Source organism: Streptomyces sp. NPDC016640 (assembly GCF_043076215.1).
Lineage (GTDB): Bacteria > Actinomycetota > Actinomycetes > Streptomycetales > Streptomycetaceae > Streptomyces.
In genome coordinates this window covers 454,796-478,516 of sequence record NZ_JBIBRG010000003.1, presented here as the reverse complement: position 1 = coordinate 478,516, position 23,721 = coordinate 454,796, and the positions used below count along the sequence as shown (strand labels likewise).

The 23,721-nt window shown below is 73.5% G+C and carries 25 protein-coding genes and 1 pseudogene; 16 read left to right on the top strand and 10 right to left on the bottom strand.

The genetic code is table 11. The features are described 5' to 3' along the window. Positions 1-59: 59 nt before the first annotated feature. A complete protein-coding gene (locus ACF07S_RS09140; protein ID WP_391973789.1) occupies positions 60-3,353 on the bottom strand; it encodes a CHAT domain-containing protein in 3,294 nt (1,097 codons plus the stop codon). A 79-nt stretch (positions 3,354-3,432) separates the two neighbouring features. On the opposite strand from ACF07S_RS09140, the gene ACF07S_RS09135 reads away from it, so the two are divergent. After that, complete coding sequence (locus ACF07S_RS09135) at positions 3,433-3,990, top strand: hypothetical protein (RefSeq protein WP_391963892.1); 558 nt, start codon at positions 3,433-3,435, stop codon at positions 3,988-3,990. A gap of 196 nt (positions 3,991-4,186) precedes the next feature. Here ACF07S_RS09135 and ACF07S_RS09130 read toward each other — a convergent pair whose 3' ends face one another. From ACF07S_RS09130 to ACF07S_RS09100, 7 genes are all read right to left on the bottom strand, one after another. Beyond that, positions 4,187-4,861, bottom strand: coding sequence for a DUF6338 family protein (locus ACF07S_RS09130; protein ID WP_391973788.1), 675 nt, complete (start codon positions 4,859-4,861; stop codon positions 4,187-4,189). Between the two features lie 90 nt (positions 4,862-4,951). Then, positions 4,952-5,350: a hypothetical protein gene (locus ACF07S_RS09125; RefSeq protein ID WP_391973787.1), complete on the bottom strand. Its 399-nt coding sequence runs from the start codon at positions 5,348-5,350 to the stop codon at positions 4,952-4,954. Between the two features lie 75 nt (positions 5,351-5,425). Beyond that, the gene (locus tag ACF07S_RS09120; protein WP_391973786.1) at positions 5,426-6,883 is read right to left on the bottom strand and encodes a sensor histidine kinase; all 1,458 of its coding nucleotides are present in this window, start codon (positions 6,881-6,883) and stop codon (positions 5,426-5,428) included. After that, positions 6,880-7,620: a response regulator transcription factor gene (locus tag ACF07S_RS09115; RefSeq protein ID WP_391963887.1), complete on the bottom strand. Its 741-nt coding sequence runs from the start codon at positions 7,618-7,620 to the stop codon at positions 6,880-6,882. The genes ACF07S_RS09120 and ACF07S_RS09115 overlap by 4 nt, the downstream gene beginning before the upstream one ends. An 89-nt stretch (positions 7,621-7,709) precedes the next feature. After that, positions 7,710-8,690, bottom strand: a complete 981-nt coding sequence (locus ACF07S_RS09110) for a S1C family serine protease (RefSeq protein WP_391973785.1) — start codon at positions 8,688-8,690, stop codon at positions 7,710-7,712. A 182-nt stretch (positions 8,691-8,872) separates the two neighbouring features. Beyond that, positions 8,873-9,895 (bottom strand): LacI family DNA-binding transcriptional regulator, encoded by a 1,023-nt coding sequence (locus ACF07S_RS09105; RefSeq protein ID WP_391963885.1) that lies wholly within the window; start codon positions 9,893-9,895, stop codon positions 8,873-8,875. A gap of 107 nt (positions 9,896-10,002) precedes the next feature. Continuing rightward, positions 10,003-10,782 (bottom strand): response regulator transcription factor, encoded by a 780-nt coding sequence (locus tag ACF07S_RS09100; RefSeq protein WP_391963884.1) that lies wholly within the window; start codon positions 10,780-10,782, stop codon positions 10,003-10,005. A gap of 258 nt (positions 10,783-11,040) precedes the next feature. Between ACF07S_RS09100 and ACF07S_RS09095 the strand changes: the two genes are divergently transcribed. From ACF07S_RS09095 to ACF07S_RS09060, 8 genes are all read left to right on the top strand, one after another. Further along, on the top strand, positions 11,041-11,931 hold the full coding sequence (locus tag ACF07S_RS09095) for an alpha/beta hydrolase (protein WP_391963883.1): 891 nt from the start codon (positions 11,041-11,043) through the stop codon (positions 11,929-11,931). A gap of 40 nt (positions 11,932-11,971) precedes the next feature. Continuing rightward, on the top strand, positions 11,972-12,226 hold the full coding sequence (locus tag ACF07S_RS09090) for a MoaD/ThiS family protein (protein ID WP_391963882.1): 255 nt from the start codon (positions 11,972-11,974) through the stop codon (positions 12,224-12,226). 3 nt (positions 12,227-12,229) lie between these two features. Next, positions 12,230-13,441, top strand: a complete 1,212-nt coding sequence (locus ACF07S_RS09085; RefSeq protein ID WP_391973784.1) for a hypothetical protein — start codon at positions 12,230-12,232, stop codon at positions 13,439-13,441. A 166-nt stretch (positions 13,442-13,607) separates the two neighbouring features. Further along, positions 13,608-14,348: a DUF2993 domain-containing protein gene (locus ACF07S_RS09080; RefSeq protein ID WP_391963880.1), complete on the top strand. Its 741-nt coding sequence runs from the start codon at positions 13,608-13,610 to the stop codon at positions 14,346-14,348. 196 nt (positions 14,349-14,544) lie between these two features. Further along, a complete protein-coding gene (locus tag ACF07S_RS09075; protein WP_350310325.1) occupies positions 14,545-14,625 on the top strand; it encodes a putative leader peptide in 81 nt (26 codons plus the stop codon). 124 nt (positions 14,626-14,749) lie between these two features. After that, positions 14,750-15,595, top strand: a complete 846-nt coding sequence (locus ACF07S_RS09070; protein WP_391963879.1) for a sulfurtransferase — start codon at positions 14,750-14,752, stop codon at positions 15,593-15,595. A gap of 41 nt (positions 15,596-15,636) precedes the next feature. After that, a complete protein-coding gene (locus ACF07S_RS09065; RefSeq protein ID WP_004986406.1) occupies positions 15,637-15,924 on the top strand; it encodes a DUF1416 domain-containing protein in 288 nt (95 codons plus the stop codon). Between the two features lie 91 nt (positions 15,925-16,015). Continuing rightward, positions 16,016-16,276 (top strand): DUF3099 domain-containing protein, encoded by a 261-nt coding sequence (locus ACF07S_RS09060; RefSeq protein WP_391963878.1) that lies wholly within the window; start codon positions 16,016-16,018, stop codon positions 16,274-16,276. A 52-nt stretch (positions 16,277-16,328) separates the two neighbouring features. Here ACF07S_RS09060 and ACF07S_RS09055 read toward each other — a convergent pair whose 3' ends face one another. Further along, positions 16,329-16,691, bottom strand: a complete 363-nt coding sequence (locus ACF07S_RS09055) for a DsrE family protein (protein WP_391963877.1) — start codon at positions 16,689-16,691, stop codon at positions 16,329-16,331. 473 nt (positions 16,692-17,164) lie between these two features. Here ACF07S_RS09055 and ACF07S_RS09050 point away from each other — a divergent pair, with 473 nt between their 5' ends. From ACF07S_RS09050 to ACF07S_RS09040, 3 genes are read left to right on the top strand one after another with little or no spacing between them, the layout of a single operon-like run. After that, positions 17,165-17,740, top strand: a complete 576-nt coding sequence (locus tag ACF07S_RS09050; protein ID WP_391963876.1) for an FABP family protein — start codon at positions 17,165-17,167, stop codon at positions 17,738-17,740. A gap of 15 nt (positions 17,741-17,755) precedes the next feature. Continuing rightward, positions 17,756-18,193: a Fur family transcriptional regulator gene (locus ACF07S_RS09045; RefSeq protein WP_391963875.1), complete on the top strand. Its 438-nt coding sequence runs from the start codon at positions 17,756-17,758 to the stop codon at positions 18,191-18,193. A gap of 9 nt (positions 18,194-18,202) precedes the next feature. Then, positions 18,203-19,168, top strand: coding sequence for a YgfZ/GcvT domain-containing protein (locus ACF07S_RS09040; RefSeq protein WP_391973783.1), 966 nt, complete (start codon positions 18,203-18,205; stop codon positions 19,166-19,168). Between the two features lie 13 nt (positions 19,169-19,181). Here the strand turns inward: ACF07S_RS09040 and dtd are convergent, their stop codons facing one another. Then, positions 19,182-19,607, bottom strand: a complete 426-nt coding sequence (dtd, locus tag ACF07S_RS09035; RefSeq protein ID WP_391963873.1) for a D-aminoacyl-tRNA deacylase — start codon at positions 19,605-19,607, stop codon at positions 19,182-19,184. Positions 19,608-19,784: 177 nt separating this feature from the next. On the opposite strand from dtd, the gene ACF07S_RS09030 reads away from it, so the two are divergent. The 4 genes and pseudogenes from ACF07S_RS09030 to ACF07S_RS09015 all read left to right on the top strand — a co-directional run bounded on the left by ACF07S_RS09030 (position 19,785) and on the right by ACF07S_RS09015 (position 23,716). After that, positions 19,785-20,417 (top strand): aerial mycelium formation protein, encoded by a 633-nt coding sequence (locus tag ACF07S_RS09030; protein ID WP_391963872.1) that lies wholly within the window; start codon positions 19,785-19,787, stop codon positions 20,415-20,417. A gap of 68 nt (positions 20,418-20,485) precedes the next feature. Beyond that, positions 20,486-20,821: pseudogene (locus ACF07S_RS09025) on the top strand (GNAT family N-acetyltransferase); the annotation flags it as partial. 185 nt (positions 20,822-21,006) lie between these two features. After that, positions 21,007-21,627: a TetR family transcriptional regulator gene (locus tag ACF07S_RS09020; protein WP_391973782.1), complete on the top strand. Its 621-nt coding sequence runs from the start codon at positions 21,007-21,009 to the stop codon at positions 21,625-21,627. Positions 21,628-21,667: 40 nt separating this feature from the next. Then, positions 21,668-23,716, top strand: coding sequence for a HelD family protein (locus tag ACF07S_RS09015; protein WP_391963870.1), 2,049 nt, complete (start codon positions 21,668-21,670; stop codon positions 23,714-23,716). Positions 23,717-23,721 lie beyond the last annotated feature (5 nt).

Sequence of the window (23,721 nt, the reverse complement as noted above, 5' to 3'; positions counted from 1 at the left end):
CCGGGCGCGGCGCATCCGGCCGGTGCACCGCACGTGACTCCGGCCGGGAGAGGCGCCGGTCACGGGCCCATGTGGAGGTGGGCCGCCCAGAGCGACGGGAACCTGGGGAACCGCTCCCGGACCAGCCGGATCGCGCCGTGGACGGAGGTCCCGGCGCGGGCGGCGTCGAAGCCGCCCGCGGCGAGGTGCGCGTAGATGTGTTCCGTGATCTCCACGGCGACGGTGTCGTTGACCTGCCAGAGCGTCCCGACGACGTGCGGGAATCCGGCGAGCTGGAAGGCGGTGACGACGTGGAGGGACTCGTCGGCCAGGTCGCGCCCGGTCAGGGCGGTGCTGCAGGCGGAGAGGTAGGCGAACTCGGATTCCTCCAGGCGCAGCCGGGAGATCTCCAGCACGTTGAGCGGGTTGGCGGCATGGTCGTGGACCAGTAAGTGGCTCCGGTAGGGGTCGTCGGGGTCCGTACCGGCATGGCAGGCGAAGTGCACCCAGGGGTGGACGGCGAGACGGGAGAGCACGGCGTCGCGGGTCGCCTCCTCACCGGTCAGGCCCTCCATGGCGGGAAACAGCCGGGCCAGGTGCCGGTACTCGGTCCGGGCGCCCGGCAGGTCCCGCTCGCCCGGGGTGCGCGGCATGGCGACCGCGAGGACGCGCGGCCGGCCGGAACCCGCGGACGACGTCCCCGGGCGGGCCTGCCGGGCCCGGGCGTGGGACAGGGCCCGTACGGTGGGCGCGTACGAGGACACGACCCTGTCCATGACCGTACGGCGTGGCTCGCCCCCGGGGGGCGTCTCGAGGTGGTGGCCGGCGGCGTGCAGCGGGAAGTGGGCCAGCGGGCCGCAGGGGATCCACCACATGCGGCGCGCACCCCGCTCCTCCGGGCGCGGGATGGGACCGAGGCGGTCGAGGACCGGTTCCGCCACGTCGTCCCAGAGCCACGGCAGCGTGTCCTCCGCCATGACCCGCTCGGCCTCGAGGCGGGCCTCACGGGAGCTGTCGGCCCGCCCCAGCAGGTACCGCATGCGGCTGAGGCGGTCGTGGACGTCGTCGTGGTCGACGCCGGGCAGCTCGCACACCCGGATGCCGTCGGTGGTGAGGACGAGGGCGTCGCACCGGTACCGGCTGACGTTGACCACGACGAGGGGGCCGCTGTGCGCCTCGGCGATCAGCCGGGCGGCGGGCGGGGGCAGCAGGAAGCCCTCCAGGCCGTTCAGCGTCCGGATCCGTGCGACGAGGCCGTCCAGCTCCTGTGCCAGCCTGCGGCGCAGATCCGGGTCGTCCTCGACGTCCGGGGTGCCGGCACCGGGGAGCGGGCCGGGGAGGCCGGGGCCGGTGGTGGTGCCGTCCAGCCGGGCGCACAACTGGTCGAACCGATCGGCCAGTCCGGGGTCGCGTTCCCGCAGTGCGGTGAGGTCCGTCCGCGACTCCAGCGCCTGTGCCAGCAGCACGCCCCGCCCCATTTCGAGCACTTCGAGCGCCCGGTCCGGCCGTCCGGCGGCGAGCGCGCACGCCGCCGCGTCACTGGCCAGGGGTGAGTACTCGGCCATCCAGCGCGTCGCGTCCGTGTGCGGGAGGCCGCGGGCAGCCAGGCGGGGCAGCAGCCCCACGCCGAGCGCGAAGCCACGCGCCGCCTGTTCCGGCCGTCCGGCCGCCATCGAGAGCCGGCCCCATTCCCGGGCTGCGGCCACCCGGACCGCCGCGGGCGCGCTGTTCCTGGACGCCGCCGCCGTCAGCAGGCCGATCGCCTCCTCGACGGGTACGTCCCCGGCGGCCGGACCGGGGCAGCTCAGCGTCAGCGCCAGGTTGAACTCGCACTGTGCCCGGGAGGAGTGGTCCTCGCCGGTCCTGTCCACGGCCGCGCGGCCCACCGAGACCGCCTCCTCCCACGCCGGCGGGTGCCCCGTGCGCTCGAAGTACAGCCGCAGGGAATTGCCGAGGTTCGTCAGCACGAAACCCTGGTGACGGCCGCCCGCGGCGGATACGAGGTCCGCCGTCTCGCGCTCCAGCGCGATGACGCGCCGCAGGCCGTCGAGGTCGTCGGTGTGCAGCGCCCTGGCCTTCAGCACGACGCAGAGGTTCGCCAGGTGCATCCACCGGTCCGGGTGGCCGGCCGGCGTCGCCGCCACCGCCTTCCGGCCCAGCTCGATCGCCTCGTCCAGCACCCGGGCGTCCCCGGTCCGGCGGAACAGCTCGTTCAGCATCCCCACGAGGGTCGACCGGTAGAGGGGCCCGTCGGGGTGGTCGGCGGGGGTGGCGCGGGCCACCGAGCCCACGGCGCCGATGGCCTCGTCGAGCGCGGGCAGGTCCCCGGTGCGCCCGGAGTGCACATGGAGCATGCCGCCGAGGTTGTACAGAGCGGTTCGGTGGACCGGCGTACCGGGGAGCGCCGCGGCGACCGCACGGCGCGCCATGGCGATGGCCTCGTTCAGCACCGGCTGGTCCCCGGTGCGCTCGAACCGGTGGCGCAGCAGGATGGCGGAGTTCACCAGCACCGCCGCCCGGGCCGGGTCGGACTCCGGTACGGCCCCCAGCGCGGCGGCGCCCAGCCGCAGGGCTTCGTCCAGCAGGGCGGCGTCGTCCGTGCGCTCGTACAGCAGCCGCAGGGAGTCGGCCAGCCCGCCGAGGGGCAGGTACCGCTTGCTGTCGTCCGGCGCCACCTCGCGGACCGCCCGCCGGCCGGTGTCGACCGCCTCCCGGAGGTGCCGGATCTCGGCCGTGCGCCGGAACAGCGCCCGGAGCGCCTCGGCCAGATCGTGCAGGGACGGTGCCCGGCCCGGACTCCCCGGCGCCTCGTACTCCACCGAGCCGCGGGCGGCCGCGACGGCCTGCCGGACGGCGGCGACGTCACCCGTGTGCTCGTACAGGCGGAGCCAGGCGATCCCCAGCGCCCTCAGCCGGCCCGCCAGCAGTGCCGGATCCCCGGCGGCGTCGGTCACCGCGTTGCTCGCGGCGTGGACCGCCAGCCGTGCGCTGTGCGCGTCGGCGCCCGCGTCGAGGAGCACGCCCAGATGCTCGAGCAGGGTCTCCCACGTCGCCCCGCCGTCCGGCCGCACGCGCCGCCCGGGCAGGCGCCGCATCGGCCGCGGCACGGGCAGTTCGGGCTGCACCAGGCTCACGAGGGCGAGCAGCGCCGAGGCCGTCCGCAGCTCGGGCAGGGCGCGCTCGTCGGCGAGCGCCCGCCCCCGCCGCCAGTGCAGCAGCCCGACGAGATGGCAGGTCTCCACGATGTCCCGCGTCTCGGTCGTGCTGGAGAAGAGCTCCACCGCCTCGGCCAGGGCGGCCGGGTCGAGCGGGCCGTAGGGACCGGCCCCGTCACCGAGCCTGGACCGGAGGGCCGCCGTCCACCGTGCCCGCACATGACCCCCAACTGACGTGGTCTGCCTCAGACTTCACGTTTCCGCGTGCACCATACGGCCCCCTGGGTAACGTGGCCACATGCCAGATCTGGTGGGGACCCTGTCCGACGTCGTGCTGGGGACCAGTGACGAACTGCTCCGGTCGCACGGCGCCTGTCCCCGGCCTCAGGTCCACATCCTGGCCGAGGACATGGAACAGCCGTACGTCGGCTTCGTCACCTGCCGGCCCTTCTACCGAGGCGCGGACGCGGCCTCCGCACTCGCGGGCCTGGGGCTGTTCCCCTCGGTGCTGATGGCGACGAGGCTCCTCGTCGTGTGGGAGGAGCGGGACCTGCGCACCGCGCTGGAACTGCCGGGCGGGTCCTTCGGCACCGGCGTGGTGATCCTCGACGCGGGCCTCGACGGGCACACCCTGAACTGGCACCCGTTCGACATCGAGGTCGGGGGCGCCGGTCCGCACGGCACGTCCACGGTCGTCCCGCACTGGCGCACCCCGGCCCGGTACGAGAACGCGCAGCTGCTGACGCCGATCGCGGCACTGCTCGACGTCTGGCGGGAGTTCCGGCACGAGGACATCCAGGAGACGGCGATCGGGCTCCAGCAGGCGGGGTACGAATTCGACATGGTCAAGCGCTGAGCACCGGAGCGCCGCCGCCCGGGCTCATCCCTCGTCGGTACGTGCCTGCTGTGCCCCGGGACCGGGCGGTGACGCACCCGCGGGGCCCGGCGGTGGCTCCGGCGGCTCCTCGGAGGTGTCGGCCCCGGCACGCGGCTGGTACCCGCGCGGCCCGCCGGGATCGGCCAGGAACGCCCGCTCCCACGCGGTCAGTTCCTCATCCGGTGCTGTCATCCCGCTCCCCTGTCGAACCCTGGTCCGCCACGTTCACCATCTCCACCACGTCAACGTCCGCCATGCGCAGATAGATCCCGGCCGTGTGCTCCACCCGGGAGACGAAGGAGCCGTCCGCGCCCATCCGGTAGGACGCCTGCAGGTACAGGTCGGCCTCCTGGGGATGGCTGGAGACGTACGACCGCGTACCGAACCAGCCACCGACCCACGTGCCGTCCTTCAGCCGCGCCCGGACGAAGCGCGGTCCGCCGACGGCGCCGGTGCCGAAGGCGTAGTCCCATGCCGTGGGCACCGGCCGGTACACGGAACGGGACCGTCGCCGCTCCCGGTACGAAACGGCCGCGGCCGCCGCCGCCGGCACGCCGAGGAAGAGCAGCAGCGCCCACAGGCCGACCGCCCGTGGGTTCTCGGCGGCAAGCGTGCTCAGACCGGACCGTTCCACCCTGCGCCACGCCCCGACGAGGCCCGGCCCGGCGAGAACCGCGTACAGCCCGTTCAGGGCGACGCCGGCGGTGATGGCGCGGAGCACGCGCTCACCGATCTCCGCCTGTGCGGCGACCGGCCCCCGCCAGCGCTCCCGCAGGAACTGATAGGTCAGCCCGGGCAGAACGAGCAGCACGATGGCCAGTAACTGACCGGTCGTGGACGGTGGTTGCATGCCTCCTCCGGCTCATCGGGCCCTGGGAGTTTTCCACAAGCGATCTCCGTGTGCCACACCTGCCCCGGCGGGCGGGGCCGGACGGCGGGGTCAGGACGCCGTGGGGGTCCAGCCCGCGAGCCAGTCCGCGATCTCCTGGTCCGCGGCCTGGGCGTCGGTCAGGTGGGGACGGTCACCGCTCGCCGGACCCGCGCCCGCGCCGGTGTTCCGGTACTCGGCGAAGCGGGTGGCGTACTTCTCCAGGTCCGCCCGCGTCCGCACGGTGACGATCGCGCCGTCCCGGCCGCCGTACGCGCCGTTCTGGCCGAGGGCGTTCACGGAGGCGAAACCGTCGGCGGTGGCGGGGGCCGCCGACCCGGTGTCCGCGCCGTGGACCAGCGGTCCGGTGGTGGTCAGGGCCAGCGGGAGGCCGGCCGCCAGGAGTCTCCCGGCCCTGCGGTGACGGCCCTTGCCGCGGACCGTGCCGCGGGGCTCGCTCTGCTCGCTCATGCGGCGTTCCGTGCCGTGTGGGGGGAGGGGGACGCCGATCGGTCGCCGCCCGGCACGGAAAGGTTGCCGCCTCCGCTACGGAACCTCCGGCGGAGGCGTGGGAGCGCCCGGCAGGCGGATCGTGGCCGTCGTGCCGCCGCCCTCCGCCGGGGTCAGGCGCACCTCGCCGCCCGCCTGCTGGACCGAACGGGCCACGATGGACAGACCGAGGCCGGAACCGGGCAGCGAGCGGGCACCGGGCGAGCGCCAGAAACGGTCGAAGACGTGCGGGAGTTCGTCGGCGGCGATGCCGGGACCGTGGTCGCGGACGGTGAGGACGCCGTCGGCCAGCCGTACGTCGACCGTGCCGCCGTCCGGGCTGAACTTCACCGCGTTGTCCAGGATGTTGACCACCGCGCGTTCCAGCGCGGACGGTTCCGCCCGTACGTACCACGGCCGCACGTCCGCCGTGACGGTCAGCTCGGGACCGCGCAGCCGGGCGCGGCGCAGCGCCGACTCGACGACGTCCTGCCACGCGACGATCTGGGCACGGCCGGCGTGCTGGCCGGTGTCCGGGCGGGACAGTTCCTGCAGGTCGCCGATGAGCGCGGCCAGTTCCGTCATCTGCGCCTTCACCGAGGCGAGCAGTGCCTCGCGGTCGGCGGGCGGGATCGGTCGGCCCGTCTCCTCGCTGCGGGTGAGGAGTTCGATGTTGGTGCGCAGCGAGGTGAGCGGTGTGCGCAGTTCGTGGCCGGCGTCCGCGATGAGCTGCTGCTGGAGGTCGCGGGAGCTGGCGAGGGCGGACGTCATGGAGTTGAAGGAGCGGGAGAGGCGGGCCACCTCGTCCTCGGAGTCGTCGTCGACCGGGATGCGGATGCCCAGGTCCTCCGTGCGGGCCACGTGTTCGACGGCCTCGGTGAGCCTGTCGACGGGCCGCAGACCGGTACGGGCCACCGCGAGCCCGGCGGCGGACGCGCCGAGCACCCCGACGCCCGACACGAGGAGCAGGAGCAGCGCCAGTTCGTTGAGCGTGGACCGGGTGTTGTCGAGCGGCACCGCGACGGTGAAGGCGTGGTCCCGGACCACTGCGCGGGTCAGCCCGCCCGTCTGCACGGTGACCGCCGTCGTCAGGACCCGCACCCGCGTGCCGTCGCTGCCGGTTCCGTCGCGGAACGTGCCCGAGCCGGGGTCGGGGTTCTCGGCGACGTCCCGGTCGCTGCCCGTGACGTCGACCGCGGCGGCGGAGTAGGGCAGCAGGCACACCCTGCCGTCCGAGCGCACCAGCTGGGCGTACTGCTTGCTCCGGGGGGTGATGGTGTCCGGGTCGGACGGCTCCTGCAGGCAGGAGGCGGTGAGCTGGTCGAAATCGTCCCGCTGGAGCACGAGGACCGAGGACCGCAGATCCTCGTCGATCTCGTCGTACAGCTTCCCCTGCACGATGAACCAGCACGTCAGCGACACCGCCGCCACCGCGGACGCCACCGCGGCGGCCACCAGCAGGGCCAGCCGCGCCCGGATCGGCAGCGAACGGAACCGGCGGACCGGGCCGGTCACTCCGCGCCGCCCTGCCGCAGCGCGTACCCCACCCCCCGCACCGTGTGCACCAGGCGCGGCTCGCCGCCCGCCTCGGTCTTGCGGCGCAGGTACATGACGTACACGTCGAGCGAGTTGGACGAGGGCTCGAAGTCGAAGCCCCAGACCGCCTTCAGGATCTGCTCCCGCGTGAGCACCTGGCGCGGGTGGGCCAGGAACATCTCCAGCAGGGTGAACTCCGTGCGGGTCAGCTCCACCTGCCGCCCGCCCCGTACGACCTCGCGGGTCGCCAGGTCCATGCGCAGGTCGGCGAAGGCGAGGACGTCGCTGCCCTCGGCGGCGCCGGCCACGGCCGCCGCGTAGGAGCTGCGGCGCAGCAGCGCGCGGATGCGGGCGAACAGCTCGTCCAGCTCGAACGGTTTCACCAGGTAGTCGTCCGCCCCGGCGTCCAGCCCGGTCACCCGGTCGCCGACGGTGTCCCGGGCCGTCAGCATCAGGATGGGCGTGGTGTCGCCGGTGGCGCGGATCCGGCGGGCGGCGGTCAGGCCGTCCATGCGGGGCATCTGGATGTCGAGGACGACCAGGTCGGGCCGGTACGCCGCCGCCTTCTCCAGGGCGTCCGCGCCGTCGACGGCGACCTCGGTGCCGTACCCCTCGAAGGCCAGGCTGCGCCGGAGTGCCTCGCGTACCGCCGGCTCGTCGTCGACGATCAGGATGCGCTGGGGGGCACGGTCGCCTTCTGCGGGGGCGGGGCTCATGGGGTGCGGGGTCCTCTGTCTGTCTGCGGGGGAGGGGGCGGGGGTCGCGGCTCCGGGTCCTCAGCCTCGCACGTCCGGCGGGGGACGCGTCAGGTCGTGGAGCCGGAGCGCAGGGTCTGCAGGCCGGCCTTGACCGTGTCGACCGGGACGGCGAAGCCCAGTCCGACACTGCCCGCCTCGGACGACGACGAACCGGTGCCGCTCGCCGAGTACATCGCGGAGTTGATGCCGATGACGTCGCCGTTCATGTCGATCAGCGCGCCGCCGGAGTTGCCGGGGTTCAGGGACGCGTCGGTCTGGATCGCCTGGTAGGTGGTCGTGGAGCCGCCGGTGTCGCCGTTGAACTCCCGGCCGCCGAACTCGAACGGCCAGCCGCCGTCCTGCCGGCCCTGGCTCTCGTCGGTGGAGACGGTCACGTCGCGGTCGAGGGCCGAGACGATGCCGCTGGTCACCGTGCCGGTCAGGCCCTCGGGGGAGCCGATCGCCACCACCTGGTCGCCGACCTGGACGCCGTCGGAGTCGCCGAGGGTGGCCGCCTCCAGGCCGGAGGCGTTCTCCAGCTTGATCAGCGCGAGGTCCTTGGAGCTGTCGGTGCCGACGACTTCGGCGTCGTAGGTCCTGCCGTCGCCGGTCCGCACCTCGACCGAGGAGGCGCCGGAGACGACGTGGTCGTTGGTGATGATCTCGCCGTCGTCGGTGATGATCACGCCGGAGCCGGTGGAGGACCCGGCACCGGAGACGGCGTTGATCTCGACGATGCTCGGGCCGACCGCCTCGGCGACGCCGGACACCGTGCCCTTCCGGCTCGCCGGCACCACGCCGGTGCCGGTCGGGCTCCCGGAGGCGACCGTGTCGTTGCCGGTCAGTTCCTGCACGCCGTACGCGGTGCCGCCGCCGACGGCCGCCGCGACGATCGCCACGGCCGCGAGCAGGGCGGCCGGGCCGCGGGCCCGCTTGCGCCGCGGGGGCTGCGCGGGCGCCGGGGTGTGTGCCGGCGGGGGCGGCCACTCGGGGTTCGCCTGGTGGGGGCTGCTCTCGTACTCGTCGCTGGGGCGCAGGCTCTCGGTCATGGCTACGAGCCTCGCGCCCGACGATGAGAGCATCCTGAGTGCTCACTGAGAAGCCCGGCAGAACCTCGTATGCCCGGCATAAGGGCGGGTCGGGACGGGTGGGGCCCGCTCCGGTGTGCGTGGGGGTTCACCTCGCGGTGGTGGCACTCGCCCGGTGGTGGCGAGCGCCTCGCGGTGACCGGTTACGAGCAGCCGCAGGAGTGGCGGAGCACCAGGCGGGACGGGAACACCTTCAGGCGTTCGCGGCGCGAGCCCGCCACCCGCAGGCCGTCGTCGAGGACCAGGTCGACCGCCGCGCGCGCCATCGCCGAGCGGTCGGAGGCGACCGTGGTCAGGGGCGGGTCGGCGAGCGCTGCCTCCTTGATGTCGTCGAACCCGACGACCGCGAGCTCACCGGGCACGTCGATGCGCAGCTCACGCGCGGCGCGCAGGATGCCGATCGCCTGGTCGTCGGTGGAGCAGAAGACCGCGGGCGGGCGGTCCGGACCGGAGAGGACGTCCAGGCCGACGCGATAGGCGTCGTAGCGGTTGTACGGGGCCTCGAAGAGGCGGCCCTCCGTCGGGATGCCGGCCTCGTCCATCGCGCGCCGCCAGCCCTCGACGTGGTCGGAGACCGGGTCGCCGACGGCGGGGGTCTCCGCGGTGCCGCCGACACAGGCGACGTACTCGTTGCCGTGCTCCAGCAGGTGGCGTACGGCGAGCTGGGCACCGCCGAGGTCGTCGGTGACGACGGCGACGTCGTCGATCGCCTCCGGGCGTTCGTGCAGCAGGACGACCCGGGCGTCCCAGGCCTCGATCTCCGCGGCGGCCAGGTCGTTCAGGGCATGGCTGACCAGGATCAGCCCGGAGACGCGCATCCCGAGGAAGGCGCGCAGATAGTGGACCTCGCGCTCACCGATGTAGTCGGTGTTGCCGACCAGCACCATCTTCCCGCGCTCGGAGGCGGCCTGTTCGACCGCGTGCGCCATCTCCCCGAAGAAGGGCTGGCGCGCGTCCGGGATGATCAGGCCTATGAGATCCGTGCGCCGGGACGCCATCGCCTGGGCGACCCGGTCCGGCCGGTACCCCAGCTCCTTGATCGCGGCGAGGACGCGCTCGCGCGTGGCCGGGGCGACCGGCCGGGGTCCGTTGTTGATGACGTAACTGACGACGGCGGTGGACGTCCCCGCCAGCCGCGCCACGTCATCCCTGGTTACCTTGGCCACGCGCGGAGTCTACGCGGATATACCCGTTCCGGGCAGGGCGTGAAAACGGTCCCGAACGGCACGGAAACGGCTCGTCCGTGCGAACGCAACGCTCATGCGTGCGTCGCTCACGCCCCGGCCCGGACACCGGTGGCGCCGCTCGTGGTCGTCTCGTCCGCATCCGCCGCCTTTTGCCTGCCGTTCTTCGCCTTGGCGTCCTCGGCCGCGCGTTCGACCTTCTCCGGCGTAACGAATCGATAACCGACGTTCCGTACGGTGCCGATCAGCGACTCGTGCTCGGGGCCGAGCTTGGCGCGCAGGCGCCGTACGTGTACGTCGACCGTGCGGGTGCCGCCGAAGTAGTCGTAGCCCCAGACCTCCTGCAGCAGCTGGGCGCGGGTGAAGACCCGGCCGGGGTGCTGCGCGAGGTACTTCAGCAGCTCGAACTCCTTGAAGGTGAGGTCGAGGACCCTGCCCTTGAGCTTGGCGGAGTAGGTCGCCTCGTCGACGGACAGGTCGCCGTTGCGGATCTCCATCGGGGAGTCGTCGTTGACGATCTGCTGGCGGCCCATGGCCAGGCGCAGACGGGCCTCGACCTCGGCCGGACCGGCGGTGTCCAGGAGGACGTCGTCGATGCCCCAGTCCGCGGTGACGGCGGCGAGGCCGCCCTCGGTCACGACCAGGACGAGGGGGCAGCCGGGGCCGGTGGAGCGCAGCAGCTGGCACAGGCTGCGGACCTGCGGGAGATCGCGCCGGCCGTCGACGAGGATGACGTCGGCGCCGGGGGTGTCGACGAGGGCCGGGCCCTCCGCGGGAGCCACCCGCACGTGGTGCAGGAGCAGGCCGAGGGCGGGGAGCACCTCCGTCGACGGCTGGAGTGCGTTGGTCAGGAGCAGCAGCGAACTCATCGCCCCTCACCTGCCCGCATCGGGGTCGTCTCGTGTGCGTGCTCGGTTCGCTCGCCCATAACGTCTGGTTCCTCCTCGGTCCCTGCGATGGGGGCACCTCCCACGCCGTCAAGGCGGTGGGGGAGTCCACGGCCCTGCTGCGTGCGTTCGACGGCTCGTACACCGGCGGTTTCCCGCGTTCGTATACAACGCTTCCGAAAGCACAAAAGGACCCGGGGGCTTCACTGCCCGAGTCCTCTTCGCAGCAGAATAGCCGACATGAGCACCGGCCCGGCAGGTCATGTGGCGCGATCCACCAGTGGTCCGTATTCCGAGACGCACGGGGCGGCACGTGACGGGGCGCGGGACGGCGCGCGCGAGGCGACGCGGGGCGCCGGGTCTTCGCGGACGTTCCTGCGCACTGCGGACGGCGTGCCGATCGATTCCGTGTACGAACCGGGGGAGGTGGTGCACGGCGGATCCGGGGCGGGGAATTCCGGTCTCGTGTTCGTGGTCGCGCACGGGTTCACGGGGGACGCGGACCGGCCGCACGTGCGGCGGGTGGCCCGGGCGCTGACGCGGTACGGGGGCGTCGTGACGTTCTCCTTCCGGGGGCACGGCGCGTCCGGCGGGCGGTCCACGGTGGGCGACCGGGAGGTGCTGGATCTCGCGGCGGCGGTGGGCTGGGCGCGGGAGCTGGGGCATGCGCGGGTGGTGACCGTGGGCTTCTCGATGGGGGGCTCGGTGGTGCTGCGGCACGCGGCGGACGGCGCTCGGGCGGGGGTGGACGCCGTCGTCTCGGTGAGCGCGCCCGCGCGGTGGTTCTACCGGGGGACCGCTCCGATGCGGCGGCTGCACTGGCTGGTGACCCGGCCCGCGGGGCGCCTGGTGGGGCGGTACGGGCTGCGGACGAGGATCCACCACCGGCGGTGGGACCCGGTGCCGCTGTCGCCGGTGGAGGCGGTGCCCCGGATCGCGCCCACGCCGTTGCTGATCGTGCACGGGGACCGGGACGGGTACTTCCCGCTCGATCATCCGCGGATGCTGGCGGCTGCCGCCGGGGAGGGCGGGGAGCTGTGGGTCGAGGCCGGCATGGGACATGCCGAGAACGCCGCGCCGGAGGGACTGTTGCGGCGGATCGGGGACTGGGCGGTCGCCCGGGCGGGCTAGCCTGACGGTGTTCACCGTCAACCGATTGAGGAACCAGCAGATGGCAAAGGTCACGGTGCGGTACTGGGCCGCCGCCAAGGCCGCGGCCGGGGTGGCCGAGGAGCCGTACGAGGCGGCCACGCTCGCCGAGGCGCTCGACGCGGTGCGCGGGCGGCACGCCGGCGAACTCGCCCGCGTGCTGATGCGGTGCTCGTTCCTGGTCGACGGTGATCCCGTGGGGGCCCGCGCACATGAGACGGTACGGCTGGCCGACGGCGGCACGGTCGAGGTGCTTCCGCCGTTCGCAGGAGGGTGAGCGATGACGAACCAGCCGTATGAGCCGTACGGGACCGGTGAGCCGTACGAGGCCAGTGGGCCGTACGGGACCCATGAGCCCTACAGGGCCGGTGAGCCCTACGGAACCGGTGAGCCTTACGGGGCCAGTGGGCCGTATCAGCACGGGGCCAGTGGGCCGTATCAGCACGGGGCCAGTGGGCCGTATCAGCAGCAGCCGCCGCAGGTGCAGCCGCAGCAGGGGTGGCCCGGGGAGCAGGGGCATGCGGATCCGTACGCGGATCAGCAGTACACCCAGCAGTGGCAGGGGCAGACGTGGGAGACGCGGACGCAGCCGCCGGTGAGGGCGGCTGCCGAGGAGACGTCGTATCTGCCGCAGCAGGGGTACGCGGCGCCCGCCGGCGCTCCCGCCCCTGCTTCCGCTCCGCCGGGTCCCGGGAGCGCGCCCGAGTACGGGCCGGCCACCCTCGGCGGGAACACCCGCCTCACCGCCGCGCAGCGGGCGCGGGCGGAGGGACGGTCGCCGGTCATCGAGCCCGGGATGCAGCCGGCGGCGCTGACCGCGCTGCTGGGGCTGCTGCTCGCCGGGGGCGCGGCACTGGGGACGTACGGGCTCGTGGTGCCGCTGGTGCTGCTCCAGGGAGTCACGGCGGCGGGTTGGTTCCGGCTGAACGGCATGTGGCCGGCGCGGCAGGGGATCGCGCTGGGGTTCCTGGGCGCGCTGGCCGCGGACGCGGCGCTGCTGGTGTCCGGCCGCTCGCCCGCGGCGATCCTGGGGACGCTGGGGGTGTGGGTGCTGCTGTCGCTGGTGCTGCAGCTGCGGTCGCACGCCGATCCCGACGAGCGGATGTACGGCCTGACGGCGACGGTCGCCGCGGCGGCGCTGGCGATTGCCGCGGGCGGATACCTGGCGGCGGACGCGGACGCGGTGACCGTGGGCGCGGTCGCCGTGGCGGCGGCGGTGGTGGCGCGGGCGTTGCCCTTGCCGACGGCCGTGTCCGTGGTGGTCGCGCTGGCGGCGGCGGCGGGTGCGGGGTACGCGGTGGGCGGGATGACGGGGCCGGGGGCCCCGGGTGGTGCGCTGCTGGGTGCGGGGGCGGCGGTCTGCGCGCTGATCGGCCACCGGGTCGCGAGCTACGACTACCCCTCGCGGTTCGTGCACTTCACGGCGGGCGTGGCGCTTCCTCTGGCCGCCGCGGCGCCCGCGGTGTACGTGCTGGGCCGGATGGCCGGCTGACGGTCGTGCCGCCCCCGGTGCCCGAACGGCCCGGCCGCCCGTACCCCCTGTCACAGCTGATCGACAGTTTCCCGGTTTCGCCCGCCCCGCGGCTACCCTCGCGCTGGACGGCCACCCCGGTCGTCGGGGGACAGTCGTCGTCAAGAGCCAGGTGGGGGATCACCGCATGCGCGCACTCCGAGTACTGATCATCACCGCCGTGATACTCGGCGGACTCTTCGTGATCGCGGACCGCATCGCGGTCAACGTCGCCGAGGGCGAGGCGGCGGACCGCCTGAAGGCGGCGGAGAACCTCGCGGCCACCCCCGACGTGTCCATCACGGGCTTCCCCTTCCTCACCCAGGTGGTCGGCGGCTCCCTCGACGAGGTCCGGGTCGGCATCGAGAACTACGAGGCCGGCACCGGTGACGGTGGCCAGCGGATTCGCATCGGGGATCTGCGCGCCGACATGAGGGGCGTGGAGTTCTCCAGCGACTTCGGCTCCGCCGTCGCCGACAGCGCGACCGGAACGGCCACCGTGGCCTACGACGAACTGCTGAAGACCGCCAAGTCCGAGTCCACGCAGGTCGCACCCGGTGTCACGGCCAAGGTCATCGGCCTCTCCGACGGCGGCAACGGGAAGATCAGGGTCGCCGTGGAGGTGGAGACCCCGCTGGGCACGCTGCCCGAGCCCGTCTCCGTGCTCAGCTCGGTGACGGTCGTGGACGGCGACACCGTGCGCGTGCAGGCCGACGCGCTGCCCGAGTTCGGCGGGATCGCGCCGGCCGAGTCGCAGGTGCGGCGGATCACCGACTTCGAGCAGAGGATCGACGGACTGCCCGGCGGGATCCGGCTCGACAAGGTCGAGGCCGCGGAGAACGGTGTGGACATCAAGGTGAAGGGTTCCGACGTCCGTCTGGTCGGATAGGCGACGGTTCGGCGGGCCATGGCGTCCGACAGGCGAGACGGTGCGTCCGTAGGGCAGATGTGAGGGCGGGCCCGGGGGGTGCGGGGGCGGGCGGGAGCCGGTCCGGCACCTGAGCGGTCCCGCATTGCGGACGATCGCGTCTCAGTATGCGACACCCCGGTGACACGTGCGCCCGGGTCTCCCTACGATCGGTGTCATGAAGCGACAGGCGGATCTCACGAAGCGGCGGGCAGTAGACCTGTGCCGTGTCGCCGCCATGCTCTGTCGCACCTTCTGAGCGGACGCGTCGCCGTCCGTATTCCCCCGCCCCGTCGAGGGCATCTGTGCGCACGGCCCGTCTGCGGGCACGCGCGCCCTCTCACCTGCACGCCCCGCCGAAACTGCCCCGGAGGAGAAAGAGCATGAGTCGCAGCGACGTCCTGGTCGACGCCGATTGGCTCCAGGAGCACCTGGACGACCCGACCATCGCCATCGTCGAGGTGGACGAGGACACGTCCGCCTACGAGAAGAACCACATCAAGAACGCCATCCGGATCGACTGGACGCAGGACCTGCAGGACCCGGTCCGCCGTGACTTCGTCGACCAGGAGGGCTTCGAGAAGCTCCTGTCGGACAAGGGCATCGCCAACGACCACACGGTCGTCCTCTACGGCGGCAACAACAACTGGTTCGCGTCGTACGCCTACTGGTACTTCAAGCTGTACGGCCACGAGAACGTCAGGCTCCTCGACGGCGGCCGCAAGAAGTGGGAGCTGGACGCCCGCGAGCTGGTCCCCGGCGACGAGGTGCCGGAGCGCGCGAAGACCGAGTACAGGGCCAAGCCGCAGGACGCGTCCATCCGCGCCTTCCGCGACGAGGTCGTGGCCGCCATCGGCACGAAGAACATCGTCGACGTGCGCTCGCCCGACGAGTTCTCCGGCAAGCTGCTCGCCCCGGCGCACCTGCCGCAGGAGCAGTCGCAGCGCCCCGGCCACGTGCCGACCTCCCGCAACATCCCGTGGTCCAAGAACGCCAACGACGACGGCACCTTCAAGTCCGACGAGGAGCTCAAGGCGCTCTACGAGGACGAGCAGGTCGACCTGGCCAAGGACACCATCGCCCTGTGCCGCATCGGTGAGCGTTCCGCGCTGACCTGGTTCGTGCTGCACGAGCTGCTCGGCGTGGAGAACGTCAAGAACTACGACGGCTCCTGGACCGAGTACGGCTCCCTCGTCGGCGTGCCGATCGAGCTCGGCTCCGGCAAGTAGTCCCCCCGACCGACCTTTCCAGACCACTTCAGGAGTAAGACATGTGCGGTGCGAAGGCCGGCGGCCCGGACGCCTCGACGATCAAGCCCGGTGAGACCACCATCCAGGGTCAGGTGACCCGCGACGGCGAGCCGGTGACGGGCTACGTCCGCCTGCTGGACTCGACCGGCGAGTTCACCGCGGAGGTCCCGACCTCCGCCACCGGTCAGTTCCGCTTCTACGCGGCCGAGGGCACCTGGACCGTCCGCGCACTGGTGCCCGGCGGCACCGCCGACCGCACGGTCGTCGCCCAGCAGGGTGGTCTGGCCGAGGTCGCGATCGCGGTCTGAGGGTTCGGGAACGGCCGGCGGGCCGCACCCCACGGGTTGGACGCCCGGGGTGCGGCCCTCCGGCGTGCGCGGACGGACCTACGCTGGACGTATGTACGCGCGCAGGCGGCACGTCTACTTCGCCATGATGGGCACCTGCATCGGGCTGTTCGTCCTGGCCTGGGGCGTCGTGCGGCTCTGGTCGGTGCCGGTGGCCGTGGGCATGTGCCTGGTCGCCATGGTCATCCCGCCGGTCGCCGCGGTGGTCGCCAACCGGCGGGGGCCGGAGGACCGCTGGTGGGACGACCCCTCCGGCGACCCGAAGTCCGACGAGTGGTGGGACGAGCTGGACGGCGGGAAGGGCCCCGGGTAGCGCCGGGGACGTGGCGCGGGGGTGGCGCCGTGCCGCCTGTGGTGCGGGCCGCTCAGTAGACGAGTGCCTGTGTCCCGTCCGCCACGGCCTCCTGGACGAAGACCTGCGCGCCGGCGATCCGCACGCCCTCGATGACGTCCTTCTCCGTGATGTCGCGGCGGGCCGCGCACTGGGTGCACAGGGTGATCCGGCCGGTGGCCAGGATCGAGTCGAGGAGGTCGGGGAGCGGGGCGGCGTGCGGGAGGTCGAACTCGGCCGCGCGGCCCGGCAGGGCGAACCACGCGGACTCCCCGGTGAGCCACAGGGAGACCTCGACACCGCTGGCCGCGGCGACCGCGGCCACCGTGAACGCCTGCGAGCAGCGTTCGGGGGCGTCGGTTCCCGCGGTCACTTTGATCACGAGCTTCTTGGCCATGACCGAATCGTAATCACGCCTGCCGCAACTTCGACCGCCGGCTGTGGGTCTCCTGTGCGCGCACGGACGGAGTGCGCGCTTCACCTTCTGTGGGGGACACCTCTTGCGGCCATCGGAAGAAGCAGCCGCCGCCCCGGACGAGCCGGGAGCGGCGGACGCGGCTCCGGCCGTCGCGGCGTCCGGGACCGGGCAGGTGCACGCCGTGCCGTCCCGGCGGACGGTGGTGCCGCGGAGCCGGCTGCTGGGCCGAGCGCGGACAGGCGCACCTCGCACGACGGGGGCCGGACCCGGCCGCGTAAGCTGGGGCCCGGCCCTGCGCACACCACCGCACCCCGCTCAAGGAGCACCTCGTGGAACTCTTCTTCGAAATCCTGTTGGTCCTGGTTGCCGTCGGCGTTCTCGCCTTCGTCGGGCTGACGGTGAAGAAGCTGTTCCAGGGCCAGCGCTGATCCCAGGCTTAGGAAGTTCCGCTCATGATCGAGATCCCGTCCGACCTGCACAAGGACCTCCTCCCGCTCGCCTTCCTGCTCGGCAACTGGGCGGGCGCGGGCGTGCACGACTTCCCCGGTGCCGAGAAGTGCAACTTCGGCCAGGAGGTCACCTTCGGCCATGACGGCCGGGACTTCCTGGAGTACACGTCCCGCACCTGGGTGCTGGACGGCGACGGCAACAAGGTCCGGCCGCTGGAGTCCGAGCACGGCTTCTGGCGGATCGACGCGGACCGCAAGGTCGAGGTGACGATGACCCGCGACGACGGCGTCATCGAGATCTGGTACGGCGAGCTGGCCGAGGGCAAGCCGCAGATCGACCTGGTCACGGACGCGGTGGCGCGCACCGCCGCCGCCCGGCCCTACACCGGCGGCAAGCGGCTGTACGGCTACGTCAAGAGCGACCTGATGTGGGTCGGCGAGAAGCAGACCCCCGAGGTCGAGCTGCGCCCCTACATGTCGGCGCACCTGAAGAAGGTCGTCACCCCGGAGGAGGTCGAGCGCTGGGCCAAGGCCCTGCCCGACGACATGCCGGACGACGGGATCGCCTTCTTCAAGTAGGCCTAGACTCGTGGTGTGGTGAGCACCGACTGGAAGAGCGACCTCAGGCAGCGCGGCTACCGGCTGACCCCGCAGCGGCAGCTGGTGCTCGAAGCCGTGGACACCCTGGAACACGCGACCCCCGACGACATCCTCGGCGAAGTGAGGAAGACGGCGTCGGGGGTCAACATCTCCACCGTGTACCGGACGCTGGAGCTGCTGGAGGAGCTCGGTCTCGTCTCGCACGCCCATCTGGGGCACGGCGCGCCGACGTACCACCTCGCCGACCGGCACCAGCACCTCCACCTGGTCTGCCGGGACTGCACCGACGTGATCGAGGCCGACCTGTCGGTGGCCGCCGAGTTCACCGCCAAGCTGCGCGAGCAGTTCGGCTTCGACACCGACATGAAGCACTTCGCGATCTTCGGCAGGTGCGAGGACTGCTCCCTGAAGGCTTCAACTACCGAGTCGTAGGCTGGTGGTATGAAGAGCCCTCTGCTGACCCTGCCCGGCGCCGTCCCCGCCGAGGGCGTGGACGAAGGCGTGGCCGCCCACTACGGCGATCTGTTCCGCGAGCAGCGCGCCCTCGCCGGCGGCACCGGTTTCGTCGACCTGTCCCACCGCGGGGTCGTCACCGTCTCCGGGCCGGAACGGCTCGGCTGGCTGCACCTGCTGCTCACCCAGCACGTCAGCGACCTGCCGCCGCACCAGGCCACCGAGGCCCTGATCCTGTCCGCCAACGGCCACATCGAGCACGCGCTCTACCTGGTCGACGACGGGGAGACGGTCTGGGCGCACGTGGAGCCCGGCACCCGTGAGGCGCTGATCGCGTACCTGGAGTCGATGAAGTTCTTCTACCGGGTCGAGGTCGCCGACCGCACCGCCGATGTCGCGGTGGTGTACCTGCCGGCCGGGTCCATCGCGGAGGTGCCCGAGGGGGCCGTGGTCCGCGAGACGCCGTACGGCAGGGATCTGTTCCTGCCCCGCGCCGATCTGGAGGCGTACGCGGAGAAGGCGGGTCCTGCCGCCGGGATCCTCGCGCACGAGGCGCTGCGGGTCGAGCAGCACCGGCCGCGGCTCGGCTTCGAGACCGACCACCGCACCATCCCGCACGAGCTGGGCTGGATCGGCGGTGCGGTGCACCTGCAGAAGGGCTGCTACCGGGGCCAGGAGACGGTCGCCCGGGTGCAGAACCTGGGGAAGCCGCCGCGCCGGCTGGTCTTCCTGCACCTGGACGGCAGCGAGGTCCACCTGCCCGCGCCGGGGACGGAGATCCGGCTGGCGGACGAGGGCCCGGACGGGCGCAGGGTCGGGTTCGTCACCACGTCCGCGCGCCACTTCGAGCTGGGGCCGGTCGCACTGGCGCTGGTGAAGCGGAATGTGCCCGTGGACGCGCGGCTGGTCGCCGGGGAGACGGCGGCCGCGCAGGAGACCGTCGTCGAGCCCTGACCGGCGAGGCGGCTCAGATCTCGAGCAGGACGGTGAACGGGCCGTCGTTGGTCAGTGACACCCTCATCCGCGCGCCGAAGCGGCCCGTGGCCACCGTCGCGCCCAGTGCGCGCAGCCGTGCGACCACCTCGTCGACCAGGGGTTCGGCGAGGTCGCCGGGGGCGGCGGCGTTCCAGGTGGGGCGACGGCCCTTGCGGGCGTCGCCGTAAAGGGTGAACTGGCTGATCACCAGCAGCGGGGCGCCGGTGTCGGCGCACGACTTCTCGTCCTGGAGCATGCGGACCGTGAACAGCTTGCGGGCGAGCTGGGCCGCCTTCTCCTCGGTGTCCTCGTGGGTGACGCCGACGAGGACGCACAGCCCCTCGCCCTCGATCGCCCCCACCGTCTCGCCGTCCACCACGACGCTCGCGCCGTCGACCCTCTGCACCACTGCTCGCATCCGACCATCATGCCGGTCGGCGAACAGGGGACCGACGGCGCCCCGCGCGGGACCCCGGCCGGGCTATTTTTACTCCTTAGGGCCCATCTGGGGCGGATCGGGGACACTCGCTCACATAGGGGCCGCCCGGGGTGGCACGATGCTGGCACACGCCGGTCGAGGGGACGGTTGAGGCACATGAGCACACCGGGAAGGGGGCAGCCGCCTGCGGCTGTCTCGTCGACCCAGGCGGGGATCCGGGAGCGCGAGTTCCACCGGCCGCCCACGCAGCGCACGGACAGCCCGGTGCTGCCCGAGGACGGACCGGCGGTCGATCCGACCGTGCTCACGCTGCCCGCGCTGCGTTCCGTGCGCCGCGACGCGCAGCGGGACGAGGCCGACCTCAGCTACGTGCGGCGGCTGCTCCAGGGGCGGATCGACATCCTGCGGGCGGAACTGGCCCTACGGGTGCCCGGGGACCCGCCCTCGGCCGCGGCGGCGGGGGACGCGTCCGTCGTGCAGCGGCTGCCGGAGATCCTGCGGGACGCGCCGGCCCGGCACCGTTCCTCCGCCCGCCATGTGACGCTGGGGACGCCGCAGGGCGAGGAGTACCGGAAGCTGGCGGCGGAGATGCTCGCCGAGGTGGAGCTGTCCGACCTCGGCGCGCGTACGGACGGGGAGCTGAACACCGCGATGGGACGGCTCGTGCGCTACGAGCAGCAGGTGTCCCGGCGGCGGCAGCGGCTGCAGCGGACGGCCGACGAGTGCGGTGCGGAGATGACGCGCCGGTACCGGGAGGGGGAGGCGCAGGTCGACGACCTGCTCGGGTGAGCGTGGGGCGCCGGAGGGACGGGGAAACGCCTTCGACACCTGCCGCGCGGCCGACCTGCGGTGGGGCCATGACCACTCGCTCCGGCATCGACGCACGCCCGGTCGGCGAGTCCGAGTTCGCCGACTGGGACCGGGCCGTGAACACCGGGTTCCTGCGCGAGCCCACCTCGGCCGGGGAGATCCTCGCCACGCGCCGGGCGCAGTCCACGCCGGGCCGGCCGGTCGGGGCCTTCGACGGCGGGCGCTGCGTCGCGACGTTCCGTTCCTTCGCGCAGGAACTGACCGTGGCCGGCGGGGCGAGCGTGCCCTCCGACGCCGTCACCGACATCACCGTCGCCCCCACCCACCGCCGGCGCGGCCTGCTGACCCGCATGATGGCGCGGGACCCGGGCCGGGTGCGGGAGGAACGGGCGGGCGCCGCCCGTCGGGCCGACGCCCTGCTGCGCACGTCCAGGCGACCGTGGTGCCCGGACCTGTTCTGAGCGCCGCTGCCGTGGCGCCCCCGTCCGCCGGGGTGCGGATCGACGCGGTGCGCCCGGCCGCCCGAGGGCTTCGTGCCGGCGCCCGGGCGTGCCCGTAGGCTCGCCGCATGAGCGAGACGGGGCTGCGGGAGCGCAAGAGGCGGCGGATGTACCGGACCGTGTCGGACACCGCGATCCGGCTCTTCCTGGAGCGGGGCTTCGACGCGGTGTCCGTGGCCGAGGTGGCCGCCGCGGCCGGGATCTCCAAGCCGACGCTGTTCCGGTACTTCCCGGCCAAGGAGGACCTCGTCCTGTTCCGGATCGCCGACCACGAGGGCGAGGCCGCGCGGGTGGCCGGTGAGGGGCCCTCGCCCGTCGAGGCGTTGCGGCGGCACTTCCTGGACGGGCTGGAGCGGTGCGATCCGGTCACCGGGCTGAACGACGACCCCGGGGTGCTCGCCTTCCACGCGCTGCTGTACGGGACACCGGCGCTGGTCGCGCGGCTGCACGGGCATCTGGAGCGGTCCGAGGAGGCACTGGCGGGCGCGCTCGGGGGCGGGCTCGACGGACGGCTGGCCGCCGGTCAGATCGTCGCCGTGCGGCGGATCCTCGCGCAGGAGAACTGGCGGCGGATCGCCGCGGGGGAGCGGGTCGAGGACGTGCGGGGCGAGGCGGTGGCGGCGGCGGAGCGGGCGTTCGGGGTGCTGGCGGACGCGCTGTCCCGCCTGCACGTCACCGTTACTCGGTAAGAAATTTAACTCGGTCTCAAATTTCGGTAGGCTCGGTGGAATGACATCACCCGAGCCGGCCCTCCGGCACGCCCTCGACCAGGAACGCGCCCACCACGACAGCTGCCGCCGCGCCCTCGGCGCCATGGTCGACGGCGCAGACGAGCAGGTCGTCACCGGAGAGGACGTCTCCGCCTCCGGCGCCGACGCCGAGGTCCTCGGACGCCGCCTGCGCGGCCGGGCCGGACGGCTGCGGGAACTGCCGCCGGGGCCGCTGTTCTTCGGACGGCTGGACTTCGCGCACGGCGCCCCCGGGCACTCCGGGCAGAGCTACCACATCGGGCGGCTGCGGATCACCGAGCACCCCGCCGCCCCGCCCCTTGTCGTCGACTGGCGCGCGCCCGTCTCCCGCGCCTTCTACCAGGCCTCCGCCCGCGCACCGCAGGGCGTCGCCGTGCGCCGGCGGTTCGGCTGGGCACCCGGCAGCCGGGGCGACTCCGCCGACCTGACCGGTCTGGAGGACGAGCACCTGGAGCGGGGGGAGGAGCGGGCCGGCGGCATCGTCGCCCGGGAGATCGAACGGCCCCGCCTCGGGCCCATGCGGGACATCGCGGCCACCATCCAGCCCGAGCAGGACGACCTCGTCCGCGGTGACCTCGGCGCCTCCGTGTGCGTGCAGGGCGCCCCCGGCACCGGCAAGACCGCCGTCGGCCTGCACCGGGCGGCGTATCTGCTGTACACCCACCCGCAGCGCATCCGGCGCGGCGGAATGCTCATCCTCGGACCCAACCGCACCTTCCTCTCCTACATCTCCGAGGTGCTGCCCGCCCTCGGTGAGACCGGCGTACGGCAGTCGACCCTTCTCGAGGAGATCGCCCGGCACCCGGTCACCGGGACCGACGACCCGCGCGCCGCCGCCGTCAAGCACGACGCCCGGATGGCCGAGGTGCTGCGCCGCGCGCTGTACGCCCGGGTGCGCCCCGACCGCGCCGGATCCCTCGCGGTGCCCGACGGCTCGTACCGGTGGCGGGTGGAGGCCGACGAGACGGCGCGGATCGTGGCGGACGTACGGGCCGAGGAACCGCCGTACGAGGTCGGGCGGGAGCGGGTGCGGGCCCGGATCGTGCGGGCGGTGCGGGAGCGGGCGGAGCGGCGCAGCGGGCCGCGCGGCACCGCCTGGGTGCGCCGGATCGAGCGGGCGCGGGCGGTGTCCGCGTACGTCGACGCCGTCTGGCCCCGGGTGCGGGCGGAGGAGGTGGTGGCCGGACTGCTCGGTGACCCCGGGGCGTTGGCCGTCGCCGCCGAGGGCGTGCTGGACACCGGCGAGCAGCAGGCGGTGCGGTGGGCGGTGCCGCCGCGGTCGTGGAAGTCGGCGCGCTGGTCGGCCGCCGACGCGGTGCTGCTCGACGAGGCCGCCGGACTCCTCGAACACCCGCAGGGGTACGGCCACATCGTCGTCGACGAGGCCCAGGACCTCTCCCCGATGGAGTGCCGGGCCATCGCCCGCCGGGCCGCCTTCGGCTCGCTCACCGTGCTGGGCGACCTGGCGCAGGGCACCACGCCGTGGGCGGCCCGCTCCTGGCCGGCGGTGCTCGCGCACCTGGGGAAGCCGGACGCGGCCGTGGTCCCGCTGACCACCGGGTTCCGGGTGCCGCGGGCGGTGGTGGAGCTCACCAACCGGCTGCTGGAGCGGCTGGACGTCGACGTCCCGGCGACCCGTTCCCTGCGCGGCGACGGCGAGGTGCGCATCCGCCGGGTGCCGGGGCCGGGTGAACTGCCGGACGCGGTCGTGGCCGCCGTACGGGACGCGCTGGAGCGGGAGGGGTCCGTCGGGGTGGTCGCGGCGGACGCGGACGTGCCCCGGATGCGGCGTGCGCTGGCCGGGGCGGGGGTGGCGGCGGGGGGCCCGGAGGCGCTGGGCGCGCGGGTCGTCGTCGTGCCGGCGAGCGTCGTCAAGGGCCTGGAGTACGACCACGTGGTGGCCGTCGAGCCGGCGGCGATCGCCGAGTCGGAGGCATGCCGGGACCGGGGCCCGCACCGGCTGTACGTGGTGCTCACCCGGGCGGTCTCCCGGCTGGAGGTGGTGCACGGGCGGCCCCTGCCGTTCTGAGGCCG